Source organism: Providencia sp. JGM181 (assembly GCF_018257375.1).
Taxonomy (GTDB): Bacteria; Pseudomonadota; Gammaproteobacteria; order Enterobacterales; family Enterobacteriaceae; genus Providencia; species Providencia lanzhouensis.
The window spans coordinates 1-23810 of record NZ_JAERJY010000044.1 but is presented as its reverse complement, the minus strand read 5'-3'; the positions used below and the strand labels follow the sequence as shown (position 1 = coordinate 23810).

General features: G+C 43.7%; 20 protein-coding genes. 6 read left to right on the top strand and 14 right to left on the bottom strand.

What is annotated here, in order from left to right:
- Window positions 1-89 precede the first annotated feature (89 nt).
- The 11 genes from pgpA to queA form a co-directional block, all read right to left on the bottom strand.
- On the bottom strand, window positions 90-599 hold the full coding sequence (gene pgpA, locus JK188_RS08185) for a phosphatidylglycerophosphatase A (RefSeq protein ID WP_211886656.1): 510 nt from the start codon (window positions 597-599) through the stop codon (window positions 90-92).
- 10 nt (window positions 600-609) lie between these two features.
- Window positions 610-1581, bottom strand: coding sequence for a thiamine-phosphate kinase (gene thiL / locus JK188_RS08180; RefSeq protein WP_211886658.1), 972 nt, complete (start codon window positions 1579-1581; stop codon window positions 610-612).
- A 129-nt stretch (window positions 1582-1710) separates the two neighbouring features.
- Window positions 1711-2127: a transcription antitermination factor NusB gene (gene nusB / locus JK188_RS08175; RefSeq protein ID WP_036953841.1), complete on the bottom strand. Its 417-nt coding sequence runs from the start codon at window positions 2125-2127 to the stop codon at window positions 1711-1713.
- A 70-nt stretch (window positions 2128-2197) separates the two neighbouring features.
- On the bottom strand, window positions 2198-2671 hold the full coding sequence (ribH, locus tag JK188_RS08170) for a 6,7-dimethyl-8-ribityllumazine synthase (protein ID WP_036953837.1): 474 nt from the start codon (window positions 2669-2671) through the stop codon (window positions 2198-2200).
- A 102-nt stretch (window positions 2672-2773) separates the two neighbouring features.
- On the bottom strand, window positions 2774-3889 hold the full coding sequence (ribD, locus tag JK188_RS08165; RefSeq protein ID WP_211886660.1) for a bifunctional diaminohydroxyphosphoribosylaminopyrimidine deaminase/5-amino-6-(5-phosphoribosylamino)uracil reductase RibD: 1116 nt from the start codon (window positions 3887-3889) through the stop codon (window positions 2774-2776).
- A 5-nt stretch (window positions 3890-3894) separates the two neighbouring features.
- Complete coding sequence (gene nrdR, locus JK188_RS08160) at window positions 3895-4344, bottom strand: transcriptional regulator NrdR (protein WP_006662792.1); 450 nt, start codon at window positions 4342-4344, stop codon at window positions 3895-3897.
- Window positions 4345-4460: 116 nt separating this feature from the next.
- The gene (secF, locus tag JK188_RS08155) at window positions 4461-5429 is read right to left on the bottom strand and encodes a protein translocase subunit SecF (RefSeq protein ID WP_132496178.1); all 969 of its coding nucleotides are present in this window, start codon (window positions 5427-5429) and stop codon (window positions 4461-4463) included.
- Window positions 5430-5439: 10 nt separating this feature from the next.
- Complete coding sequence (gene secD / locus JK188_RS08150) at window positions 5440-7287, bottom strand: protein translocase subunit SecD (protein ID WP_211886662.1); 1848 nt, start codon at window positions 7285-7287, stop codon at window positions 5440-5442.
- A 27-nt stretch (window positions 7288-7314) separates the two neighbouring features.
- The gene (gene yajC / locus JK188_RS08145) at window positions 7315-7647 is read right to left on the bottom strand and encodes a preprotein translocase subunit YajC (RefSeq protein WP_006657183.1); all 333 of its coding nucleotides are present in this window, start codon (window positions 7645-7647) and stop codon (window positions 7315-7317) included.
- Window positions 7648-7863: 216 nt separating this feature from the next.
- Window positions 7864-8991, bottom strand: coding sequence for a tRNA guanosine(34) transglycosylase Tgt (tgt, locus tag JK188_RS08140; RefSeq protein ID WP_132496177.1), 1128 nt, complete (start codon window positions 8989-8991; stop codon window positions 7864-7866).
- Window positions 8992-9066: 75 nt separating this feature from the next.
- Window positions 9067-10149, bottom strand: coding sequence for a tRNA preQ1(34) S-adenosylmethionine ribosyltransferase-isomerase QueA (queA, locus tag JK188_RS08135; protein ID WP_211886664.1), 1083 nt, complete (start codon window positions 10147-10149; stop codon window positions 9067-9069).
- A 193-nt stretch (window positions 10150-10342) separates the two neighbouring features.
- Here queA and JK188_RS08130 point away from each other — a divergent pair, with 193 nt between their 5' ends.
- From JK188_RS08130 to ggt, 3 genes are all read left to right on the top strand, one after another.
- Window positions 10343-10954 carry an acyl carrier protein phosphodiesterase gene (locus JK188_RS08130; protein ID WP_211886665.1) on the top strand — a complete coding sequence of 204 codons (612 nt, stop codon included), beginning with the start codon at window positions 10343-10345 and terminating at the stop codon, window positions 10952-10954.
- A 206-nt stretch (window positions 10955-11160) separates the two neighbouring features.
- Window positions 11161-11763: a peroxiredoxin C gene (locus tag JK188_RS08125; RefSeq protein ID WP_036953813.1), complete on the top strand. Its 603-nt coding sequence runs from the start codon at window positions 11161-11163 to the stop codon at window positions 11761-11763.
- Between the two features lie 214 nt (window positions 11764-11977).
- Window positions 11978-13744: a gamma-glutamyltransferase gene (gene ggt, locus JK188_RS08120; protein WP_211886667.1), complete on the top strand. Its 1767-nt coding sequence runs from the start codon at window positions 11978-11980 to the stop codon at window positions 13742-13744.
- 74 nt (window positions 13745-13818) lie between these two features.
- On the opposite strand, the gene brnQ is transcribed toward ggt, so the two are convergent.
- The 3 genes from brnQ to phoB all read right to left on the bottom strand — a co-directional run bounded on the left by brnQ (window position 13819) and on the right by phoB (window position 17674).
- Window positions 13819-15147, bottom strand: coding sequence for a branched-chain amino acid transport system II carrier protein (brnQ, locus tag JK188_RS08115; protein ID WP_211886669.1), 1329 nt, complete (start codon window positions 15145-15147; stop codon window positions 13819-13821).
- 494 nt (window positions 15148-15641) lie between these two features.
- The gene (gene phoR / locus JK188_RS08110; protein WP_211886671.1) at window positions 15642-16961 is read right to left on the bottom strand and encodes a phosphate regulon sensor histidine kinase PhoR; all 1320 of its coding nucleotides are present in this window, start codon (window positions 16959-16961) and stop codon (window positions 15642-15644) included.
- Between the two features lie 23 nt (window positions 16962-16984).
- The gene (phoB, locus tag JK188_RS08105) at window positions 16985-17674 is read right to left on the bottom strand and encodes a phosphate regulon transcriptional regulator PhoB (protein WP_036953802.1); all 690 of its coding nucleotides are present in this window, start codon (window positions 17672-17674) and stop codon (window positions 16985-16987) included.
- Between the two features lie 333 nt (window positions 17675-18007).
- Here phoB and sbcD point away from each other — a divergent pair, with 333 nt between their 5' ends.
- The 3 genes from sbcD (at window position 18008) to JK188_RS08090 (ending at window position 23724) form a co-directional block, all read left to right on the top strand.
- Entirely contained in the window at window positions 18008-19222 is a 1215-nt protein-coding gene (gene sbcD / locus JK188_RS08100; protein ID WP_211886674.1) for an exonuclease subunit SbcD, read from the top strand.
- A 2-nt stretch (window positions 19223-19224) separates the two neighbouring features.
- Window positions 19225-22908, top strand: coding sequence for an AAA family ATPase (locus JK188_RS08095; RefSeq protein WP_211886676.1), 3684 nt, complete (start codon window positions 19225-19227; stop codon window positions 22906-22908).
- Between the two features lie 216 nt (window positions 22909-23124).
- Entirely contained in the window at window positions 23125-23724 is a 600-nt protein-coding gene (locus JK188_RS08090) for a nitroreductase family protein (protein ID WP_036953792.1), read from the top strand.
- The last annotated feature ends 86 nt before the right edge of the window (window positions 23725-23810 follow it).

The following is a 23810-nucleotide window of genomic DNA, read 5'->3' as shown; positions in this document are numbered from 1 at the left end:
GGATAAGAATAAAGACCCAGTATTTAACTAGGTCTTTATTTGTCGAGAAAAGGTATGTTTTTATCTTTAAAGAAGGGAATTAGCTCAAATCAAAAAGGCATCACCTGATAATGCACTAATAGCCAAATTGTCACATAGGCAAATATGGCAGCAATAATGTCATCAATCATAATGCCAAAGCCGCCACTGACTCGGCGATCAAAGATACGGATTGGCCAAGGTTTCCACATGTCGTAAACACGGAAAATCAAAAAGCCAGTGAGAACCCACTGGATACTCACCACTGGGATCGCCATTAACGTGATCCACATACCAATAAACTCATCCCAAACAATGCTGCCATGGTCATGAATTTTCATATCATCGGAAGTGCGTTGGCAGATCCAACATCCAAACCAGAATCCAACGACAATAATAACCCAGAGGCTCCAAACAGGGAGTTTGTCCATTAGCAACCAAAATGGAATAGCGGCTAATGAGCCCATTGTGCCGGGAACAATTGGCGATAAACCACTTCCGAACCCCGTCGCTAGCAGGTGCCACGGATTACGCATATTCAATCGTTTTTTTGCTGCTGCTTTTTCTTGAGCGGTCGCCATGGACATTTTCCTAAACAAAATGATCGAAGCCCTTGAGGTCAACCTCAACAGCTTGGTTATCACAAAAATAACTGATCCCTTCAGATTGAGGCTTGATTTGGCCAATACAGGTAAAACCTGATCCCGTATGAGCAAGCGCCACTTCTAAGGCTCCCCGATTCATTTCAGGTACCGTAAAGCATAGCTCATAGTCTTCACCACCACTTAGCGACCAAATCCTTGCTTGCTCCACAGAACAGTTCTGCTTCAACGCATCGGACTGTGGTAGCGCATCGAGATTGATTCGCGCCCCGCAACCGCTCGCTTTTAATATATGGTTGAGATCGGACACTAACCCATCAGAGATATCAATCGCAGATGAAGCCAAATTGCGTAAAGCCTGCCCCTGCAAAATACGCGGTTGTGGGCGTAAATGACGCTCAATCAACCACTCCTTATGCTCTAGGCTTTCAGGATGTAGTCTATTTTGCAGTATCGCAAGCCCCGCAGCACTGTCTCCCAACGTGCCCGTCACGTAAATCCAATCGCCATTACGTGCACCAGAGCGAGATAACGCTTTGCCTGTCGGCACAAGACCATGAACAGTATAGGTTAAGCTCATTGGTCCACGGGTCGTGTCTCCCCCAATCAGCTGCATTCCGTAGTAATTCAGTTGTTCAAACAACATATCGCTAAAAGATTGCAACCACTCATGGTTTACGCTCGGTAGGGTAATAGCTAAAGAGACCCAAGCAGGATCAGCGCCCATCGCAGCAAGATCACTTAAGTTTGAAGCTAGGGATTTATAGGCAAGGTCAGCGGGAGAGATATCGGGTAGAAAATGAATACCGGAAACTAGGGTGTCGGTACTCACAGCAAGTTGCTGTTTTTCAGGGATAGTCATTAGCGCACAATCATCGCCAATACCGATATTAACATCACGTCGGTTTATAGGTTGGCGATTAAAAAAACGTGCGATGAGGTCAAATTCGCCATATGACATGGTAGATTTTCCATTTTCGCTATGCCTAGCTCGTCAATAAACTGAAAAGCCAGACATAAGTACTAGGATAGACTGGAACCCAGCCTACCCATTATGACTTACGTATTACAGGAGGGAACCTGATTAAGTTTATTTCTTACGACGTACCGCTGGCGCTGCTTTATCCAACACACCGTTGACAAATTTATGGCTATCTTCAGCACCAAAAACTTTAGCCAATTCAATACCTTCGTTGATAGCAACTTTGAAAGGTACATCTTCTCTATAGCTTAGTTCATACATTGCTACACGTAAAATCGCTTTCTCCACTTGACCTAACTCTTCTAACTGACGAGATAAGTAAGGTGACATTAATTGGTCCAGCTTTGTAGCATTGTTTGCAATACCAGAAATCAGCTCACGGAAATAGGTTACGTCAACGTCAGACATGTCCTGTTCAGCGATAAACTCATATTCTACGTCGGCAATAGGATTACCGGATAATTGCCATGAATAGATGGCCTGTACAGCACACTCACGAGCGCGGCGACGAGCAGCAGGTTTCACAAGATTCCCCTTAAATAAAAAAAACTACACAGCATATCTCGAACTCACAGAGCCCGAGATATGGCGCGCATTATTTGCCTTTTACAGCTTTAATCACATTAATCATTTCGAGAGCGGTCAGTGCAGCTTCTGCACCTTTGTTACCCGCTTTAGTACCAGCACGCTCAATGGCTTGCTCGATATTTTCAGTGGTTAATACACCGAAAGTCACAGGAACTTCGCTATTTAATGCAACATGAGACAGACCTGAGCTGCACTCACCCGCAACAAATTCAAAGTGGGCAGTACCGCCACGAATAACAGTACCTAATGCGATAACTGCATCATATTTTTTGGTTTCAACCAATGCTTTCACGGTCAGTGGTAATTCATAAGCACCTGGCACCCAAACAACGGTGATGTTATCTTGAGCAACTTGGCCAATACGCTCTAACGCGTCAACAGCACCGTCCAGCAGGCTATCATTAATAAAGTTGTTAAAACGAGCGATAGCGATAGCAACACGCGCTTTTGGCGCAGCAACAACACCTTTGATTACGTTCATAATCTTCCTCAAATATTAATTACAACCCGCGGGGCGCGGATTTTATCACATTCTTTAGGTAACCGTACGAGTGAATTTCAGCAAACCGCTAAAAAAACACATTTACCATACAGGCCGTAACCTGACGCGAAGGTCGTTTCCGACTTTTTCAACATCAGTAAATTCAAATTGAGGCGCATCTGATAATGCGCTTAATTCAGGGAGACTCACTAACCCACGGGCGGTATCCCCAAGTAATTTCGGTGCGATATAGACGATCAATTCGTCGACTAAACCGAGTTTTAATAACGAACCTGCAAGCTTAGCGCCCGCCTCTACCCAAATACTATTCACATTACGTTTCGCTAATTGCATCATCAAAATCACTAAGTCGATGCCATTATCATCAGCAGGAATAGCAAGCTGTTCGACATTCCCCTGCCATTTTTCTGTGGTATCCGGCGTTGGGCGAATTAGCCAGCATTCACCGTCTAGCTGCGTCACTTTATGTTCGGGTTTCACGCGATTGTGTCTATCTAACACGATACGAATAGGTTGGCGCAGCGTTTCTTCTGGGTATTGCGCTTGAACATCCGCAGGTAATTCGTTCCAGCGCACTGTTAAAGCAGGGTCATCAGCAAGCACGGTATTACTGGTACTTAAAATAGCGCTGGCTTGAGCACGTAGAACTTGAACATCTTTACGCGCCGCAGGGCTAGTAATCCACTTGCTTTCCCCATCCGCTAATGCGGTTTTGCCATCTAATGATGCGGCAAGTTTTAATTGAATATAAGGGAATGCGGTACGCATACGTTTTAAAAAGCCGCGGTTTATTGCTTCGGCTTCTTCCAACAGAATATTGCTGCCAGTTTCTATTCCCGCTTGGGATAGCATAAATAAGCCGCGGCCAGCCACTTGAGGGTTAGGGTCTTGCATTGCAGCGACGACGCGAGTGATCCCCGCATTAATTAATGCTTCTGCACAAGGTGGAGTGCGACCGTGATGACTACAAGGCTCAAGAGTCACGTAAGCTGTCGCGCCTTTCGCTTTATCACCCGCCATTCGAAGTGCATGGACTTCCGCATGCGGCTCTCCTGCTTTTTGATGATAACCTTCGCCGACAATTTCACCTTCGCGCACAATCACGCAACCCACATTGGGGTTCGGCGATGTAGTAAAACGCCCTTTTTTTGCCAATTCAAAGGCTCGGGCCATGTAGATATGGTCTTGTTCAAGCATCGGTATTAGTCCTGTAACTTGGCAATTTCTTCGCCAAATTCACGTACATCTTCAAAACTACGATAGACCGAAGCAAAGCGAATGTAAGCCACTTTATCGAGTTTTTTGAGTTCATCCATCACCAAATTACCAATTAACTTCGAGGGAACTTCGCGTTCGCCAGTCGCTCGTAGGTGGGATTTAATAGAAATTATGGCTTGATCGATAGCATCAGAACTGACAGGGCGTTTTTCTAAGGCTTTCAACATACCCCTGTTAAGCTTTTCTTCATCGAAAGGCTCGCGAATGTCGTCACTTTTAATTACCCGAGGCATAACAAGTTCCGCCACTTCAAATGTAGTGAAGCGTTCATGACAAACCAAACACTGGCGGCGCCTGCGCACTTGTGAGCCTTCACCAACCAGACGCGAGTCAATCACTTTCGTATCTACAGCTGAGCAAAATGGGCAATGCATAGGAATTCCTGATTCTATTTTTGTAGGGTAGATAGTGTAACTCAGACCTGAAATGAAAAACACCCTGAGGATTATTTATCCGCAGGGTGTTTATGATACACGAGTGTCTGTATTCGTTATGGTAATAAAGACTCTTGATCTGCGCCTTCTTTCTCGACTTTCGCCTGAATTAAGTGCTCACGCTTCATACCCATCTTCAGTGCTAATGCAGAAGCCACATAGATAGATGAAATCGTACCAATCGTCACACCGATTAACATAACCAGTGAGAAGCCTTCTAACATCGCGCCACCAAACAGATACAGCATCAGAACCACTAATAATGTCGTTGCTGATGTCATGATGGTACGGCTCAATGTTTGGGTCAAAGAGACGTTCATGATTTCGTAAGGTGTACCGCGACGGATCTTACGGAAGTTTTCACGGATACGGTCAGATACCACGATACTATCGTTAAGGGAGTAACCGATAACTGACATCAATGACGCCACGATAGTCATATCAATCTCAATGTGGAATAGAGACAGAATACCTAAAGTGATCACCACGTCATGAGCCAATGCCAATACGGCACCTGCCGCTAAACGCCATTCAAAACGGAAGCCAACGTAAATCAGGATACAGATAAGCGCTGTTAATAACGCTAATGCCCCTGTTTGTGCTAACTCAGCACCTACGCTTGGTCCCACGAATTCAATACGCTTAACCGTCGCTTGCTCATCAACGTTTTTATTGATGATAGTAATGATCTCTTTACCGACTTCTTGACCCGCTACGCCTTCAACTGGCGGTAAACGGATCATGATGTCTCGGCTGCTACCAAAATTCTGAATTAATGGATCTTTATGGTTCGTGTTAGACAGGCTATCACGAATTTTATCCAAATCAGCAGGCTGACTAAGGTTGATTTCAATGACGGTACCGCCCGTAAAATCGAGTCCCCAGTTAAAACCTTTAACACCGATAATCACACAAGAAGCGATCAGTAAAATGATAGAAATGCTAAAGGCAACGTTGTCCCAGCGCATAAAGTCATAGACTTTACGACCATAGTTCAATTGTTCAACAGTATAATCCTGTGCCACAACGTGCTCCTTAAATTGACAGCTTGTTAATACGTTTACCGCCGTATAGCAGGTTCACGATTGCACGTGTACCAACAATAGCTGTAAACATAGAGGTTGCGACACCAATCGCTGTCGTAATCGCAAAGCCTTTAATCGAACCAGTACCCACTGCATACAGAATTATTGCGGTGATTAAGGTCGTTAAGTTTGCATCGGTAATACTTGAGAAGGCGCCTTTATACCCTTCGTGGATCGCTTGTTGCACTGAGCGTCCGTTACGAAGTTCTTCTTTAATACGTTCGTTTATGAGAACGTTGGCATCGACGGCAACCGCAAGGGTTAGGACGATACCGGCAATACCAGGCATAGTCAGTGTCGCCCCTGGTAACAGAGACATCACACCCACGATTAAGACCAAGTTAGCCATCAGAGCACTACTCGCAATCAGACCAAATTTACGATAGTAAATAATCATAAACAGGATAGAGGCTAACAGACCCGCGATACAGGCTTTCAGACCTTGCTCGATGTTTTGCATACCCAATGTTGGACCGATAGTACGTTCTTCAACAATTTGGATTGGCGCAATCAGAGCACCAGCACGCAGCAGTAAAGATAATTGACGCGCTTCGTTCGCGTTATCAATTCCCGTAATACGGAATTTGCTACCGAAACGAGCTTGGATACGCGCGGCGTTAATCACTTTTTCATCTTTAACTAAAATCGCACGACCTGCGGCATCTTTTTTACCACTGTCTTTGTATTCAACAAACAGGGTTGCCATCAGCTTGTCTTGGTTGTCACGAGTAAAGTCAGACATGATTGAGCCACCGGCACTATCAAGGCTAATACTCACTTGCGGATAACCATTTTCATCGGTTTCAGATGTAGAATCAGTAATATGGTCGCCCGTTAAGACAACACGCTTATACAGCACATAAGGCACGCCATTACGGTCTGATTTAAGCTCTGAGTCACCTGGGATACGGCCACTTTCAGCTGCTGCGCTATCTACGCCAGTATTCACTAAGCGGAATTCTAAGGTTGCAGTCGCACCTAAAATTTCTTTCGCACGAGCAGTATCTTGGATACCCGGTAATTCAACAACAATGCGATCCGCACCTTGGCGTTGAACCAGTGGTTCAGCAACACCTAATTGGTTAACACGGTTACGGATGATTGTGATGTTTTGAGAGACGGCATAGTTACGCGCTTCACGTAAGCGCTCATCAGTCATAACAGCAATCATGGTGTTATCGCTGCCGTCAGAAAACACTAAGTCTGGGTATTTACGCGCCAGTGTTTTCTCAGCAAGACTGCGATCGTCAGCGTTACGGAAGCGAACTTCGACGCTGTAATCACTGCCTTTACGAATAGAAGAGTACGCAATACCTGCTTGGCGCAAGTCATTACGCAAACCATCCATGTTTTGTTCCTGCAATTTACCTAATGCAGTGTCCATATCAACTTCCATCAGGAAGTGAACCCCACCACGTAAGTCCAGACCCAGCTTCATCGGTTCACCACCGAGAGCTTCAAGCCATTTTGGTGTAGCAGGTGCAAGGTTTAATGCAACAACATACTGATCACCCAGTGCGTTCATGATGACTTCACGAGCACGTAACTGAACGTCAGAGTTGTTGAAACGGGCTAAAATTGCCCCATTTTCGAGAGCAACAGATTTGCTCTGAATTTTGTCTGTTTCTAAAGCTTTTTGGACTTGGATCAGCGTTTGTTCATTGGCGGCGGTTCCCCGCACGCCAGTGATCTGAACAGCCGGATCCTCACCATATAGGTTTGGAAGTGCATACAGCAAACCGATGAGGATCGCAGCGATCAACATCAGATACTTCCATAAAGGATAACGGTTTAGCACGGCAGTTCCCTTCGGGAAAATTCAGAATTAGATTGCTTTCATTGTGCCTTTAGGTAGAACAGCAGCAACGAAATCACGTTTGATAGTTACTTCAGTGTTCTCACTCAGTTCAAGAACAACATAACCTGTTTCAGACACTTTAGTCACACGACCGATTAAACCACCAGTGGTTAAAACTTCGTCACCCTTAGCGATTGATTCCATCAGTTTACGGTGATCTTTAGCACGTTTTTGCTGTGGACGCAGGATCATGAAATAGAAAATCAGCGCGAAAACAACCAGCATAATAATCAGAGAGTACGGGCTACCTTGAGCGGGTGCGCCTGCTGATGCCGCTGCTTCAGAAATAAAAAAACTCATTCAACTTTCCTCATTGTTATTGAAAGCAATTTCAAACTTACACTTTAACTAGTTCAAGTTACATAAAATACATCAAACCATCATGTAACTAGAACCAAAAACTATAATTTGCACTAAATAATTCTTTTGGCTGATGCCAATAACCACAATCAGCTGCAAGAACGAAGGGTACAGCCCGATATGCTACACAGTTCGGGCTAACTTCGCACTTTAAATTCACTCTCTATTTAATGAAGGCTGGGCTTTGCCAATCTTCTGATAGAAATCCGCAGCAAACTGCTCAAAATTACCCGCTTCAATCGCTTGGCGAATACCCGCCATCAAGCGTTGATAGTAACGTAAATTATGGATGGTATTGAGTCGTGCACCCAAAATTTCATTACAACGGTCAAGATGATGCAAATACGCGCGGCTGTAATGACGACAAGTATAGCAGTCACACTCTGCATCGAGAGGTGATGTGTCTGACTTATACTTCGCATTACGGATTTTTACCACGCCGTTGGTGACAAATAAATGCCCGTTACGCGCATTTCGTGTCGGCATCACACAGTCAAACATATCGATACCACGACGTACACCTTCCACTAAATCTTCCGGCTTACCAACGCCCATTAGGTAACGTGGTTTTTCTGCCGGAATTTGCGGGCATACATGCTCTAAAATACGGTGCATATCTTCTTTTGGTTCGCCGACTGCTAAGCCGCCTACAGCGTACCCATCAAAGCCAATTTCCACCAGCCCTTTCACAGAGATATCACGTAAATCTTCGTAAACACTGCCTTGGATAATCCCGAACAGCGCATTTTTATTGTTCAATTCATCAAAACGCTGACGGCTACGCGCAGCCCAACGTAATGACATTTCCATTGATGTCTTTGCGTAATCCCAATCTGCTGGGTACGGCGTACATTCGTCGAAAATCATCACGATATCGGAACCGAGGTCATACTGAATTTCCATCGATTTTTCGGGGCTTAAGAAGACTTTTTCACCATTAATTGGATTACGGAAATGAACGCCTTCTTCTTTAATTTTACGCATTGCACCAAGGCTAAAGACTTGGAAGCCACCTGAGTCCGTTAAGATAGGACCTTGCCATTGCATAAAGTCGTGCAGGTCACCATGTAATTTCATGATTTCTTGACCCGGACGTAGCCATAAATGGAAGGTATTACCCAGTAAAATTTGAGCACCGGTTTCTTTCACTTCTTCAGGAGTCATTCCCTTAACCGTGCCGTAAGTTCCTACTGGCATGAACGCCGGAGTTTCTACCACGCCGCGTTCAAAAATCAGGCGACCACGACGCGCATTGCCGTCGGTTGTCTGTAATTCATATTTCACGTTTTATCTCCTAGCATCAGAAAAACAGTCTGGTGCTATTGGTTACTGAATCTAAGCAAGCAGCTACGCCGCCACTTATTCTTGTTCTGCCGAGCCGACTTGCTCAAAACGAGCATTGGCGTTTGGCGTAATAAACATGGCATCACCATAGCTAAAGAAACGGTATTTTTGCTCAACAGCTTCTTTATAGGCTTGCATGGTGTTTTGATATCCCGCAAACGCAGAGACCAGCATAATTAATGTGGATTCTGGCAAGTGGAAGTTAGTGATCAAGGCATCAATCACTTGATATTCATAACCCGGATAAATAAATATCTGGGTATCGTCAAAGAATGGAGCAATTAAAGCGTTTTCGCTGGCTTTCGCGGCACTTTCGAGTGAACGAACAGATGTTGTTCCCACTGCAATCACACGATTTCCACGCGCTTTACACGCCAACACGGCATCGACCACCTCTTGCGGAACTTCCGCATATTCAGAGTGCATAATATGGTCTTCGATGGAATCAACACGCACCGGTTGGAACGTTCCCGCCCCGACATGCAATGTCACAAATGCCATCTCAACGCCTTTTTGGCGTAATGCTTCTAATAAAGGCTCATCAAAGTGTAAACCCGCTGTTGGTGCAGCAACCGCTCCCGGACGCTGGCTATACACGGTTTGATACAGCTCTTTGTCAGACTCTTCATCTGGACGGTCGATATACGGCGGTAATGGCATGTGACCAATTTGGTTAAGAATACTTAATACATCGCGCGCATCATCAAAACGTAGCTCAAACAGAGCACCGTGACGAGCGACCATCGTCGCATTCACACTTTCATCTTCACCCAGTAGCAGCGCTGCATCTTCTTTTGGTGCTTTAGAGGCTCTAACATGAGCCAAAACACGATGTTCATCGAGCATACGCTCAATCAAAACCTCAATTTTACCGCCGCTCGCTTTACGACCGAACAATCTAGCAGGGATCACGCGAGTGTTGTTGAACACCAGCAAATCCCCTGGCTCCAATTTTTCAAGAATATCGGTAAACACACCATGCGTGAGCTGTCCCGTGGCACCATCAAGACCAAGTAAGCGACATGAGCTACGCTCAGCCTGAGGATAGTGGGCAATAAGTTCTTCTGGTAATTCAAAAGTAAAATCGGATACACGCATTGTATTGACATCAATCTAAAAAAATAAGGCGACTAGTCTAGTGCTGCACTGCCTTTGGCGCAAGAAATAAGCGCTATTTTGTATAAAAAAACACCAATATTCTGCAAATATTTTCAGAAACCGCACGGAATGTGTCGGCTGCCTTTTTTCTTTCATTTTTTCGTTTCTGACATTTTTCGTTTATAGTACCGACATGAACTATCTTGCTCATCTTCATCTTGCCCATCTTGCCAAAAGCTCCCTATTGGGAAATATGATGGCAGACTACGTACGCGGTAATCCTGCGGGAGCTTATTCCCCTGAAATTGTTGCAGGGATCCGCATGCACAGAGCTGTAGATAGAACCACAGATACCCATCCGCTCGTGAAACAAGCTCGTCAGCTATTTCGCGAAGAATACCGCCGAGTCGCACCGATCACCTTGGATTTAGTCTGGGATCATTTTCTTTCTCTGCATTGGGAGCGTCTCGTTCCCTCGCATTCACTCTCTGATTTTGTGCATTTTGCCAGGAAAACCATTGAACCGGATTTATGTCATACCCCTGAAAAATTTCAGGAGTTAAATGAGTATCTCTGGCCTCAACAATGGTTGACCCGATACGCAGAAAAAGCGTATATCGGTAAGTCACTTAATGGTATGGCAAGGCGCCGCCCAAAACTCGCGGCTCTAAGTGGCTCATTCGATGATTTTCTGCTTAATTATCTAGAACTTGAACATATTTTCTTTCAGTTTTATCCACAAATGATTGAGACGGCAAAACAGCAACTTTTTGCCCAAGAGTTCACATTACGTGCATCCGAATAAATTAAAACTTGCACTTTAATGGAATAAAACTATCTTATTGATATTAATCTGCCAAATTGATACCATTGATAGGTAAAAGCTATCATATCAATTGGTTTTAATGTCTTTATTCTCCAAGGATAAAACCTTATCCTTAGGTTATATTTATCCGCATGCCCCATTTCGATTGCGGAGATAGAAACCCTTAAAACTCATAGGAGTACATTATGGTTCTGGTTACACGTCAAGCCCCTGACTTTACTGCTGCAGCTGTTCTTGGTAATGGTGAAATCGTTGAAAACTTCAACCTGAAAAAACACCTGAACGGTCGCCCAGCTGTGATCTTCTTCTGGCCAATGGACTTCACTTTTGTATGTCCTTCAGAACTGATTGCATTCGACCATCGCTATGAAGAATTCAAAAAACGCGGCGTAGAAATCGTTGGTGTTTCTTTCGACTCAGAATTCGTTCATAACGCATGGCGTAAAACTCCTGTTGATAACGGCGGTATCGGTGAAGTTAAATATCCGATGGTTGCTGATATCAAACGCGACATCATGAAAGCTTACGGCATCGAGCACCCTGAAGCGGGCGTTGCTCTGCGTGGTTCTTTCTTAGTAGACAAAAATGGTGTTGTTCGTCACCAAGTGGTTAACGACCTGCCATTAGGCCGTAACATCGACGAAATGCTACGTATGGTTGACGCGCTGCAATTCCACGAAGAGCACGGTGATGTTTGCCCAGCTCAGTGGGAAAAAGGTAAAGAAGGCATGAACGCATCTCCAAAAGGCGTTGCTGCTTACCTGACTAAGAACGCAACTGGTCTGTAATTTGACCTGTTAAGTTTTCAAGTGCCGGCTTAATGCCGGCATTTTTGTATCTATACCTATCTGAAATTTTTTTCCTACCGCGTTAACACTTTTTCACTTTTGTTATTCAACCCCTCAAACCATTCATGCTATATCTGGATGATACAAATATTTAACAAATTATTTATTTGTATTACATCTACGCGTTACTTCCTCATTCAATCGGGAGATACCAATGATAAAAAATGTATGGCGCCCTTCTTTACTACTGATTTCGTTGCTGACTTCAAGTCAACTTTATGCCGCTTCGGAACCTGCCGTTGAAGCAACAAAAGGCATGGTTGTCTCCTCTCAACACCTTGCTTCACAAATTGGTGCTGACATTTTAAAAGCCGGAGGAAATGCGGTTGATGCGGCAGTGGCTGTGGGTTATGCCCAAGCCGTTGTTAACCCTTGCTGTGGCAATATTGGTGGTGGTGGTTTTATGACACTGCACCTTGCGGATGGCAAAGATATCTTCATTAACTTCCGAGAAACCGCTCCAAAAGCGGCCAGCGCCGATATGTATTTAGATAAAGACGGCAAACTTATCAAAGATGCCAGCTTATATGGCTACCTCGCATCGGGTGTACCAGGTACAGTGAAAGGCTTAGATTATGCCCTTGAAAAATACGGTACCATGAGCCGCCAGCAAGTAATGGCACCCGCGATTAAACTAGCTCGAGAAGGCTTTGTCCTAACCCGTGGCGATACCGATGTACTGGACACCACGACCGAGCGCTTCAAGCAAGACCCCGAAGTGGCTAGGATATTCTTAAAACCGGATGGAAGTGCTTATCAACCAGGGGACTTGCTAGTACAAACCGATTTGGCAAACACACTGGAAAAAATCGCCAATAAAGGCCCCGTTGCATTCTATGAAGGGGATATTCCTAAAATCGTAGAAGCCGCATCGAAGAAAAATGGCGGGATCCTAACAGCTCAAGACTTTGCTGATTACTCCATCTCAGATACCACTCCCGTTAGCTGTACCTACCGTGGTTACAAATTTATCTCTGCCCCACCACCAAGTTCGGGCGGCGTCACTATCTGCGAAACCCTCAATATTTTAGAAGGTTATGATCTCAAAGAGATGGGTTTCAACTCGGCTGAATACATTCATACGCTGACAGAGGCGATGCGCCACGCTTATATGGATCGCAATACATTCTTAGGCGACCCTGCATTTGTAGATAACCCGACAGATAAGCTGCTCAGCAAACAGTACGCCGCTGATCTGCGCAAAGAAATTGTGCCAAATAAAGCGACACCGTCCACTGAAGTTCAACCGGGAATAGGACCTCACGAAAAACCAGAAACGACCCACTACTCAGTCGTAGATGATAAAGGCAATGCCGTTTCAACCACTTATACAATTAATGGTCGATTTGGCTCTGTGGTGATCCCACCAGGTACAGGTTTCTTCCTGAATGATGAAATGGATGATTTCACCACCAAAGTTGGCGAGAAAAATCTGTATGGGTTAGTGCAAGGGGAAAGAAACTCTATCGCCCCCGGTAAGCGCCCACTATCATCAATGAGCCCGACAATTGTCACTAAAGACGGCAAAGTCTTCTTAGTACTCGGCTCTCCGGGAGGCTCAAGGATCATTTCAATTACCTTGCAAACTGCACTAAACATTATTGACCACGGCATGCCGCCACAAGAGGCGGTAAATGCCCCTCGCATTCACCATCAATGGCTACCTGACGAGGTTTATTATGAGCAACGCGGTGTGTCTAAAGACAGTTTAGCGTTACTCGATAAGATGGGTTATAAAATGGTAGAGCAGACCCCATGGGGCGCTGCTGAGCTAATTATGATCGGTATTCCTGACGGTGCGGGTGTGAGTGCGAAATCTTCCGGCAACGACTCTGCCGTTTCTGGCAAAGTCCGTGAAGGCTTTATTTACGGATCTAACGATGTTCGCCGCCCTGCGGGCAGTGCGGTGGGTGTGAATTAGTTAGTCGATAACTAAAATGAAAAATGCCAGTGGATTTATCATCTACTGGCATTTTTTTAGGAATTTACAATATATTATGCGTGCTTATGGTGCTCACTTGATGGTGTGATAAGTCTGTCACATAGCGCAGCAACCACTAACACAACCACCGATGGTAATAACCACGCTAAATCTTGCTGATATAATGGAATAGACGTCATCCAGTCTGGGATATAAGTCTTCAAGTTATCAGAGGCTTTCACAGCACCAATCAAACCGACCACAAAGCTTGTTAACATCGTTGGAGCAATTACGATGGTTGGGTTACGCCACCACTTCAACGTAAAGCTCATTAAAATCAAAACGATACAAGGTGGATAAATCGAAACCAATACCGGCAATGAGAACGCAATCAGCTTACTCAGTCCTAGGTTTGAAATCACCATAGAGAACAAGCCTAAAATCAATACCAATTTACGGTAAGAGATTGGCACATAGCGGCTGAAGAACTCAGCACATGCGCAGGTTAGCCCTACAGCAGTTACCATACAGGCAACAAAAATCAATACCGCTAAGAAGAAGCTACCGTAGTTACCGAACGTGTATTGAACATATTCGTGAAGAATATCAGCGCCATCAGCTGGATTTGGAATCAATGATCCACTATTTTCGCCCAGTTTAAACAACGATAAATAGACCAGAGTTAATAACACACCAGCAATTAATCCTGCCCACATGGTATAGCGAGTTAATAATGATGAGTTTTCAATACCGCGGGAACGCGCCGCATTCACAATGACAATACCAAAAACCATGGCACCTAATGTGTCCATCGTTAAATAGCCATTAATAAAGCCATTGGAAAATGCCATATTTTGGTATTCTGGGGTTGCCAGGATCGGTTCTCCAGCAGGCCACATAACCGCAGCAACGCCTAAAATTGCCAGTGCCAACATTTTGACTGGCGCCAAAATGTGCCCAACACTATCTAGCAATTTACCTGGGTATAACGAAATACCGATCACCAGTACAAAATAGATGGCGCTATAAATCAGCAGTGATATTTCCGATTCACCGCCCAGCAATGGTGCAATACCCACTTTATAAGAAACGGTTGCCGTTCTTGGGGTCGCAAAAAGAGGCCCCACCGATAGATATGCAACGATAGCTAATAGCAGACCGGCAGTTTTACCAATTGGCGTGCTGAGCGCTTCAATACCGCCCCCCACTTTCGCCAATGCAACGACGGTAAGAACAGGAAGACCGACACCTGTGACTAAGAAACCAAGTGCCGCAGTCCAAACTTGTTCACCGGCTTGTAAACCGACCATTGGCGGGAAAATAATATTTCCAGCCCCAACAAACAGCGCAAAGGTCATAAAACCTAAGGCGAGGATATCTCTGGATGATAAACGATGAGCCATATTATGTTAATTTTTAGTAAATTATGAAATAAAAACAGGTCACTTCATCCGTAACCTGTTGGAACATATATGACGAAATAGAGTTCTGATTAACATTACATTAACAACACAAAATGCATGTCTTGGTTAGCTTTGCAATACTAAACATCAAAAAACAGTAAAAATCGCCAATAACTGGCGACAAGTAAAACTTTTATAGGGAAAAAAGGCAAGAGCAAACCCGAAAACAAGAACAATGCACCAAACTAAATTTAAGAACCAGTGATTACTGTCAGTAAAATTGCAATATCCCTTATATATTCAGGCTAAAAAATCATCAATAAAACATTTTTTAACCATACCGAAGAAATATTCACAGAATAAGATGAAGAAAATTGCAGGATAAAATTGAAAATATAGCGTAGGCGTTAGAAATAGCACCAATATAGGATGAAACACAAAACAAAAAACCTTGCTAATACAATGATTTTATTAGCAAGGTTTCAATTTTTCGATTATTTCGCGCTTAATGTATTCACTTTCTTGTCTGACACAATAAACACTGGCGGTAATGTGAATGAAAACTCACTGCCCTTACCAACCTGACTGGTTACGGAGAGCTGGCTACTATGATGCTGAACCGCATGCTTAACAATCGCTAAGCCCAGCCCTGTTCCGCCACCACCTTGTCGAGAGCGCGCTTTATCCACACGATAAAAACGCTCTGTTAAGCGAGGAAGGTGCTCAGTTGGAATTCCTGGACCATTGTCACTCACACTAAACTGCGCGCCATTACTGGTTCGCTGCCATTTTACCTTAATTTTCGTGCCGTCTGGCGTATGGTTTATGGCGTTATACACTAAGTTAGCAACCGCACTTCGTAGCTGCTCTTCATTTCCATGAACTCGAAGTTTTTCATCAATACTGAATTCAAACTCGTGCCGCCCTTGGCTTAAGCTAATCGCTTCTTGTTCAATCATCTTGAGAATGACCGGCATATTAATCTGTTCGTCTAAATTAATTTGAGGGGCAACCTCTATACGGGATAATTGCAGCAATTGCTTCACTAGGTTATCCATTCGATGAGTCTGTTCTTGCATCACCGACAACGCTTTTTTATTCATCGGTGAAGTGCCTTCTTGATCATCCATGACTTCAAGATAACCTTGTATAACCGTTAATGGCGTTCGTAACTCATGGCTCACGTTAGCAAAAAAGTCTCTACGTGCTTTTTCTAGACGGCGTTTTTCAGTCACATCTCGAGCCACCATCAAAAGCTGATCACTTGCATACGGTAAAATTCGAAACTCAACAATTTCGCCACTATTAAGCTCAATCGTCAGTGCTTGGTCATAGTTTTTCACGGTGAAATAACGACTAAAATCAGGATAACGTAGCAAGTTAAAAATATGCTGTCCGTTATCCTCAGGCCAGCGAAAGCCTAGAAGCTGTTGAGCGTGGCGGTTACACCAGAAAATATTGCCTTCGGTGGTCATAATTACCACTGCATCAGGCAAGGATTCAGCTCCGCTGCGAAAGCGCTTAATCAACTGACCTAATTCACGGCGACGCTTACGGTTGCGCTGCTGCATCTGATAGATACCATAAAATATCGGCTCCCATCCCCCTTTGCCATCCGGCGGCAGCATACTTCTATCCAACCAGAGCCAATCTGAAAGTTTTAGCAGGTTATATCCGTGCCAAATGAGTGCTGCGAGCAGTGAAATCACTAATAGCCACGGAAGATGCCCAATAAAAACAGACAGTATCAATGCGGGTAAAATAAATAAAAACAGCCCCCAAATCAGCTGTTTTAAGGATAAGCGTTCAAGCACCCATGTTTCTCCCTAATGGTTTCTCAATAGCGAACAGAGAAGCGGTAGCCAGTACCACGAACCGTTTGCACCATCTTATCATGCCCATCTAACTCTAACGCTTTTCTTAAACGACGAATATGCACATCCACCGTTCTGTCTTCCACATACACGTTTGCGCCCCAAACATAGTTGAGTAACTGTTCGCGGCTATATACTCGCTCTGGATGGGTCATAAAGAAGTGAAGTAACTTGTATTCGGTAGGCCCCATATCAATGGGAATTTCTTTGCTGGTAACGCGATGAGAAGTAGGATCAAGAACTAACCCGTTCATCTCAATAATGTCTTCTGTCGCCATTGGAGAGATACGTCGTAAAATGGCTTTAACTCGAGCTATCAATTCTTTTGGTGAAAATGGTTTGATTAAATAATCATCCGCACCCACTTCTAATCCTTTCACGCGATCTTCTTCTTCGCCCCTTGCAGTTAGCATCATCACGGGGACATCACGCGTGGCGCTATCACGCTTCATATGTTTAATGACTTGGATACCGGAACCACCGGGGATCATCCAGTCCAACAACACTAAATCAGGAAGTGGATCAACCAATTGCGCTATTGCAGAATCATAATCATCAGCCTCTGTGGGCTGAAAACCATTCTGTTCCAATACAAAACAAACCATTTCTCGGATGGGCGCTTCATCTTCAACGACTAGAATGCGTCTTGCCATGATTGTTCCTGTAAATAAGAAGAGATTTTTAATGTGACCGCATTATGCGTCAGTTTTGTGACAGAATTATGAATATCTCAACCCACAATCAAGATCTATCATTAGATTAACAGTTTAATGTCATGTAAGTGAAATATTAACACCACATCTGGCTATCATTGCGAAGCGCTTCGCAACTCTCTTATTTTTACTGTTTAATTTGCCATACCTTTGCTTTCACTGAACCTATATACAGTATACTGTGACACAGCAAACCAAATGGTTTGAGTATTAGTATAAAGCATCAGAATATTAATATAGTAAAAGCGTCATAATTACAGGAACCGCTAGCTCATGCGCATCATCCACACTTCAGACTGGCATTTAGGTCAGTATTTTTTCACTAAAAACCGATCTGCTGAACACCAACACTTTTTGCGTTGGTTAATAGAACAAGTCAAACAGTACCAAGTGGATGCCCTGATTGTGGCTGGTGATGTCTTTGATACTGGCGCTCCGCCAAGTTATGCGCGTGAACTCTACAACCAGTTTATTGTTGATTTACAAAAAACAGGCTGCCAATTAGTTATCTTGAGTGGTAACCATGATTCTGTCTCTGTTTTGAATGAATCCAGCGCGTTATTACGCTATTTAAATACTCACGTTATCACATCAAACAGCGAATCCCCTGTTATCACATTGAAAGATAAGCAAGGGAACCCAAATGGACTGGTGTGCGCGATCCCCTTTTTGCGACCACGAGATATCCAAGTCAGCATTGCAGGGCAAAGCAGTGAAGAGAAACAACTTTCATTACAAAATGCCATTCATGAACACTACCAAAGCTGTTATCAAAAAGCCGTTGAGCTACGCGCTGAGCTGGGCTTAGATATCCCGATTATTGCCACGGGACATTTGACCGTCGTCGGTGCAGAACTGACAGACTCCGTGCGTGAGATTTATATCGGCACATTGGATGCCTTTCCTTCCGGCGCATTCCCACCTGCGGATTATATTGCACTCGGACACATCCATCGCCCTCAACTAATTGGTGGGCAAGCGCATATTCGCTACAGCGGCTCTCCGATTTCACTCAGTTTTGATGAGTCACAACAACAAAAGAGTGTCTGCTTAGTGGAATTTAATCAGCACCAATTTGCTAATGTCACTTTGCTGCCAATTCCCGTTTTCCAGCCGCTATTGAGTTTAAAAGGCTCTTTGAAAGAACTACAAAAACAATTAATGGACTTACCTGTCCAAGAAAATGAGTGCCCTATTTGGTTAGATATTGAAGTCGCCACCCAAGATTATCTGGGAGATATCCAACAACGTATTGAAGCTCTTACTCAAGAACGCCCTGTCGAAGTTGTTCGTTTACGCCGAGCTCGGCGGGTACAAACAGGTCAAAACCTCACGCCGCAGAATGAAACATTAAGTGAACTGACTGCCGAAGAAGTTTTTACTCGACGACTTACCGAAGAGTCATTGGAAGACAAAGCGTTAGAGCAGCGTTTATTGCAGCTTTTCAAGCAATCCTACGCCAACTTACGCAATGAGCAGGGAGAATAACTTTGAAAATCTTAAGCTTACGCCTGAAAAACATTAACTCTCTAAAAGGTGAATGGAAGATTGATTTCACGGAAGAGCCTTTTGCCAGTAATGGGTTATTTGCCATCACAGGCGCGACTGGCGCGGGAAAAACCACGTTATTGGATGCTATCTGCCTTGCACTTTACCACCAGACTCCACGGTTAGGCGCAATATCAAAAAGCAAAAATGAGTTAATGACCCGCCATACGGGTGAATGTTTAGCAGAAGTCGAGTTTGAAGTTAAAGGCATCGCTTATCGCGCATTTTGGAGCCAACGCAGAGCAAACAATAAACCTGATGGTAACCTGCAAGATGCAAAAGCAGAGCTAGCAACCGTCGCTGATGGGCAGATCATCGCAGAAAAAATCAGTGAAGTGCGTGAAAAAATTGTGCAAATCACCGGACTAGATTTTGGGCGTTTCACAAAATCCATTTTGCTCTCCCAAGGGGATTTTGCTGCCTTTTTAAATGCAACCGAAAAAGAGCGCGCCGATTTGCTGGAAGAGATCACCGGCACCGAAATTTACAGCCAGATTTCGGTGTATATTTTTAACCAACATAAACAAGCTAAAACCGATCTCGATATTCTTCGGGCACAAGCCAGTAGCATTAACTTACTCACTGAAGCTGAACATCAAGAACTGGTTGAAAAACAGCAACAATATTCAGCGCAAGAACAGCAACTGAATCAGAATAAAAACCACCATCAGCAAGCCCTAACATGGCACCAGCAACATCAACAACTGGTGCAAAATACCCAGCGATTACAGATTGCACAGCAGCAAGCTCTACAGCAATATCAAGCCGCCGAACCCCGCTTACATAAGCTGGCACAAAGCGCCCCAGCAGAAGCGCTACGCCCTGATTGGTTGGCAGTACAAAGCTTGCAAACCCAACTCGATGAACAGACCCAAAAACAGCAGCGCACCACATTACTTTTAGAAGACGCTCAAAAGCAGCGCTTGCCATTAGTTGCCCAACATACTCAAGCTCAGTTGGAGCAAAACCAATATAAAGAGTGGGTACAAAAAACCACGGCGATGATTGATAACGAAGTGCGCCCACTCGACAATTTGCTCGCACAACTTAACCAGCAAAAAATCCAGCTAACTGAGCAGTTAAACCAACTAAATGGCGAATATTTACAGAAAAAATCGATTATAGAAAATATTCAGCATAAAATTCTTCATGCTAATAATGAATTGAATAAAACCCAGTTATTTCTACAAGAACATCAAAATGATGCCCAGATTGTCGCGCAACTTGGAAGCTGGCAGCAGCAAGGGAAGTTTATTTATGAATTCACAGAACGCCTAACCCAAAATCAGCAAAAGCAGAAAGCTATCCACCAAGAATGGCAAACCCTACAACAGATTCAGCAGCAAAAAGCCAAAGAATCTCAACAGGCTCAAAGCCATTTAGAAGAGCAGCATTCTCGCTTTAATCAGCTTGAAAAGCAGTTTCAGGAATATAAAGAAAAGCATAATATCGAGGAAATTAAAGCAGCAATTTCACAGCAGCAAGAGCGTTTGCAGCATGCGAAAATACTGCCTGTTTTACTGACTCAACATGAGGAAAAACAGCTGCAATTACAGTCACAAACACAGTTGCAAAACCAACTCAGCGAATCTATCAACCTATTAGAGCAACAGGTTGCCATTACGCAAGATAGAGTGACTCAGCTCCTACCTCAACGACAAATTTTGGAGCAAAAACTTCAGCTAGAACAAAAAATTGTCAGCTTAGAACATGAGCGCCAACAGCTCATTGAAGGAGATGCATGCCCTCTTTGTGGCTCATTGGAGCATCCTGCTTTAGCATCATATCAAGCCGTTATGCCCAATAAGACCCAGCAACAACTGACGACGCTGATCACTCAAATTGAGGCCGAAAAACAAAATCTCACTGAGCAGCAAGCCTTATTACAAGCAGACAAACGCCACCAGCAAGATAACGAATTGGCTCAAAAACAGCTACAAGAGCAGTTCAACAACCTGAATCGTCAATGGCTGAAAGCATGTGAGCAAGCACTTACACCTGAACTAGCCAAAAACGCATCTGCAATAGAACAATTTCTCATTGAATTACAAGAAAAGCTTACCGCTCAGCAAACCATCATCAATGAATTTGCACAATTAGAGCGTCAGTACCAAGATGCTAAAAACCAATATTATGAACAGCAAACCCAAGCTAAACAGCTGTTTTCTGAGTTATCTCTCCTTGATGAGAAACTTAAGCATCTGTCCCTACAATTAGAAGAAAACCGTGCTGAGCAGCAATCTCTGCAACAACGCTTAGAACACCAAACACAGCAACTTACAGACTCGCTGGCGCCATTCAATCTCATTCTTCCAAGCCAAGCGCAATTTACCACTTGGCTACAAGAGATTGAGCAACGCGGGCAATATTATGAAGCACAAAAAAACACCTTTCTGCAAATCACCAAAAATATTGAAGTTGATACTGCTACGCTTGCAGCCGAAACAGCTAATGCTCAGCAATTAACTCAGCAACTTTCTGCTCAACAGCAGCAATTAGAGCAATTAAATCAACAAATTGAACAAAAAAATATGCAGCGCCAGAATCTGTTAGATGGCCAAACAGTTGCTGTTTTTGTTCAAAAAATGCAAGAAAAACAAGCTCAATACACACATCAAGTTGATACGCTTTCAGAGCAAATTAGCGCAATAGATAAAAATATTGCTGCACTCAACGGGAGTGCCCAAGAACTTGATTACCAATTGAAGCAACTAAGCCAACGACAGTTAGCCGCTCACACTCAGTTTGTTGCTGCACTCAGTAGCAGCCCTTTCGATACTCAAGAGCAGTTCCTTAATGCCTTACTGCCGACTGAAGAGAAAATTGAGCTGGAGCAGCTTAAACAGCGAGTCACTCAACAGCGGCTGGAGGCGGAAACTCGCTACCAAGAAAGCCAGTCAGCCATAGCAAATCATGAGCAACAGCGTTTAGTGGAATTCACTGAGTTCTCTGTGGAAAAAATTCAGCAAACTCTCGAACAACTAGAGAGCCAAATAAAGATCTTGAACCAGCAACAAGGGCAAATCATTAACCAGCTTGAGCGTGATCAGCAGCAACGTCACCAGCAGCGTGAGTTATTGAATAAAATTGAACAGAGCCAATTAAGCTACGATGATTGGAGTTATCTCAATACCTTAATCGGCTCCGCCGAAGGGGATAAATTCCGTCGCTATGCTCAAGGGCTAACTCTAGACTGTTTAGTCTCGCTCGCTAACCAACAACTCGATAAATTACATGGTCGTTATTTGCTACAGCGTAGCCATTTAGCCAACCTCGAGTTGCAGGTTATTGATGGTTGGCAAGGGGATAGTATTCGTGATACGAAGACCCTTTCAGGAGGGGAAAGTTTCTTAGTCAGTCTCGCCCTAGCCCTTGCACTCTCTGACATGGTGAGCCATCGAACACAATTAGAGTCACTCTTTTTAGATGAAGGTTTCGGTACGCTAGACGCTGAAACTTTAGACATCGCCCTAGATGCATTAGAAAGCCTAAATGCATCAGGAAAAACCATTGGTGTGATTAGCCATGTAGAAGCGATGAAAGAACGAATTCCTGTACAAATTGCGGTGAAAAAAACTAACGGACTCGGCTTTAGTGAACTTCCAAGCCACTATCGTGTTAGTTAATACAATAGGCTAGAAAATAAAGATAACCAAATGAATTTATTTAATTTTTATAACAACATGCAAAAATTTGAACATTAAGGTTAAATTTTTTTTCTATGATTTGGTTGGGATACCTTTATAGTTGTTCACATCGAAACAATTTACTTCGAAACAAGTTACGGCTTCTGAGGTTGTTCAATAAATTGCCGTGCTCTAAACAAAAGCAAGGGGACACACATGTCTAACGCATTTATCGAAATGATTAAAAATCGTCGCACTATCTATAACTTAGGCGATTCATTACCAATCTCGGAAGAGAAAGTGGCTGGGCTTATCAAAGAAGCGGTTAAGCACTCCCCATCAGCATTTAACTCACAAACGTCACGTATTGTGGTGCTATTTGGTGCAGAACATAAAAAACTGTGGAATATCACCAAAGAAGCGTTACGCGCTATCGTACCAGAAGCAGCATTTGCGGGAACTGAGCAAAAAATTAATAGCTTTGCAGCAGGTGCTGGTACCGTTCTTTTCTTTGAAGATAAAAATGTCGTCACTGGTTTACAAGAACAATTTCCACTCTATGCAGATAACTTCCCTATCTGGTCAGAACAAGCGAGCGGTATGGCTCAACTGGCAGTGTGGACAACATTATCTCAGGAAAATGTAGGTGCATCATTACAGCACTACAACCCATTAATTGATAATCAAGTTCAACAAGAGTGGGATATCCCAGCAAATTGGATCTTACGTGCTCAAATGGTATTTGGGTCAATTGAGCAACCAGCTGGTGATAAAGACTTTATGGACGACGACGTTCGTTTCAAAGTATTCAAATAATTCATCACTGATCGTTATTATCTTTATTGCCTCTGCAAATATTTGCAGAGGCTTTATTTTATTTATTCACCCAAACCATTATATAT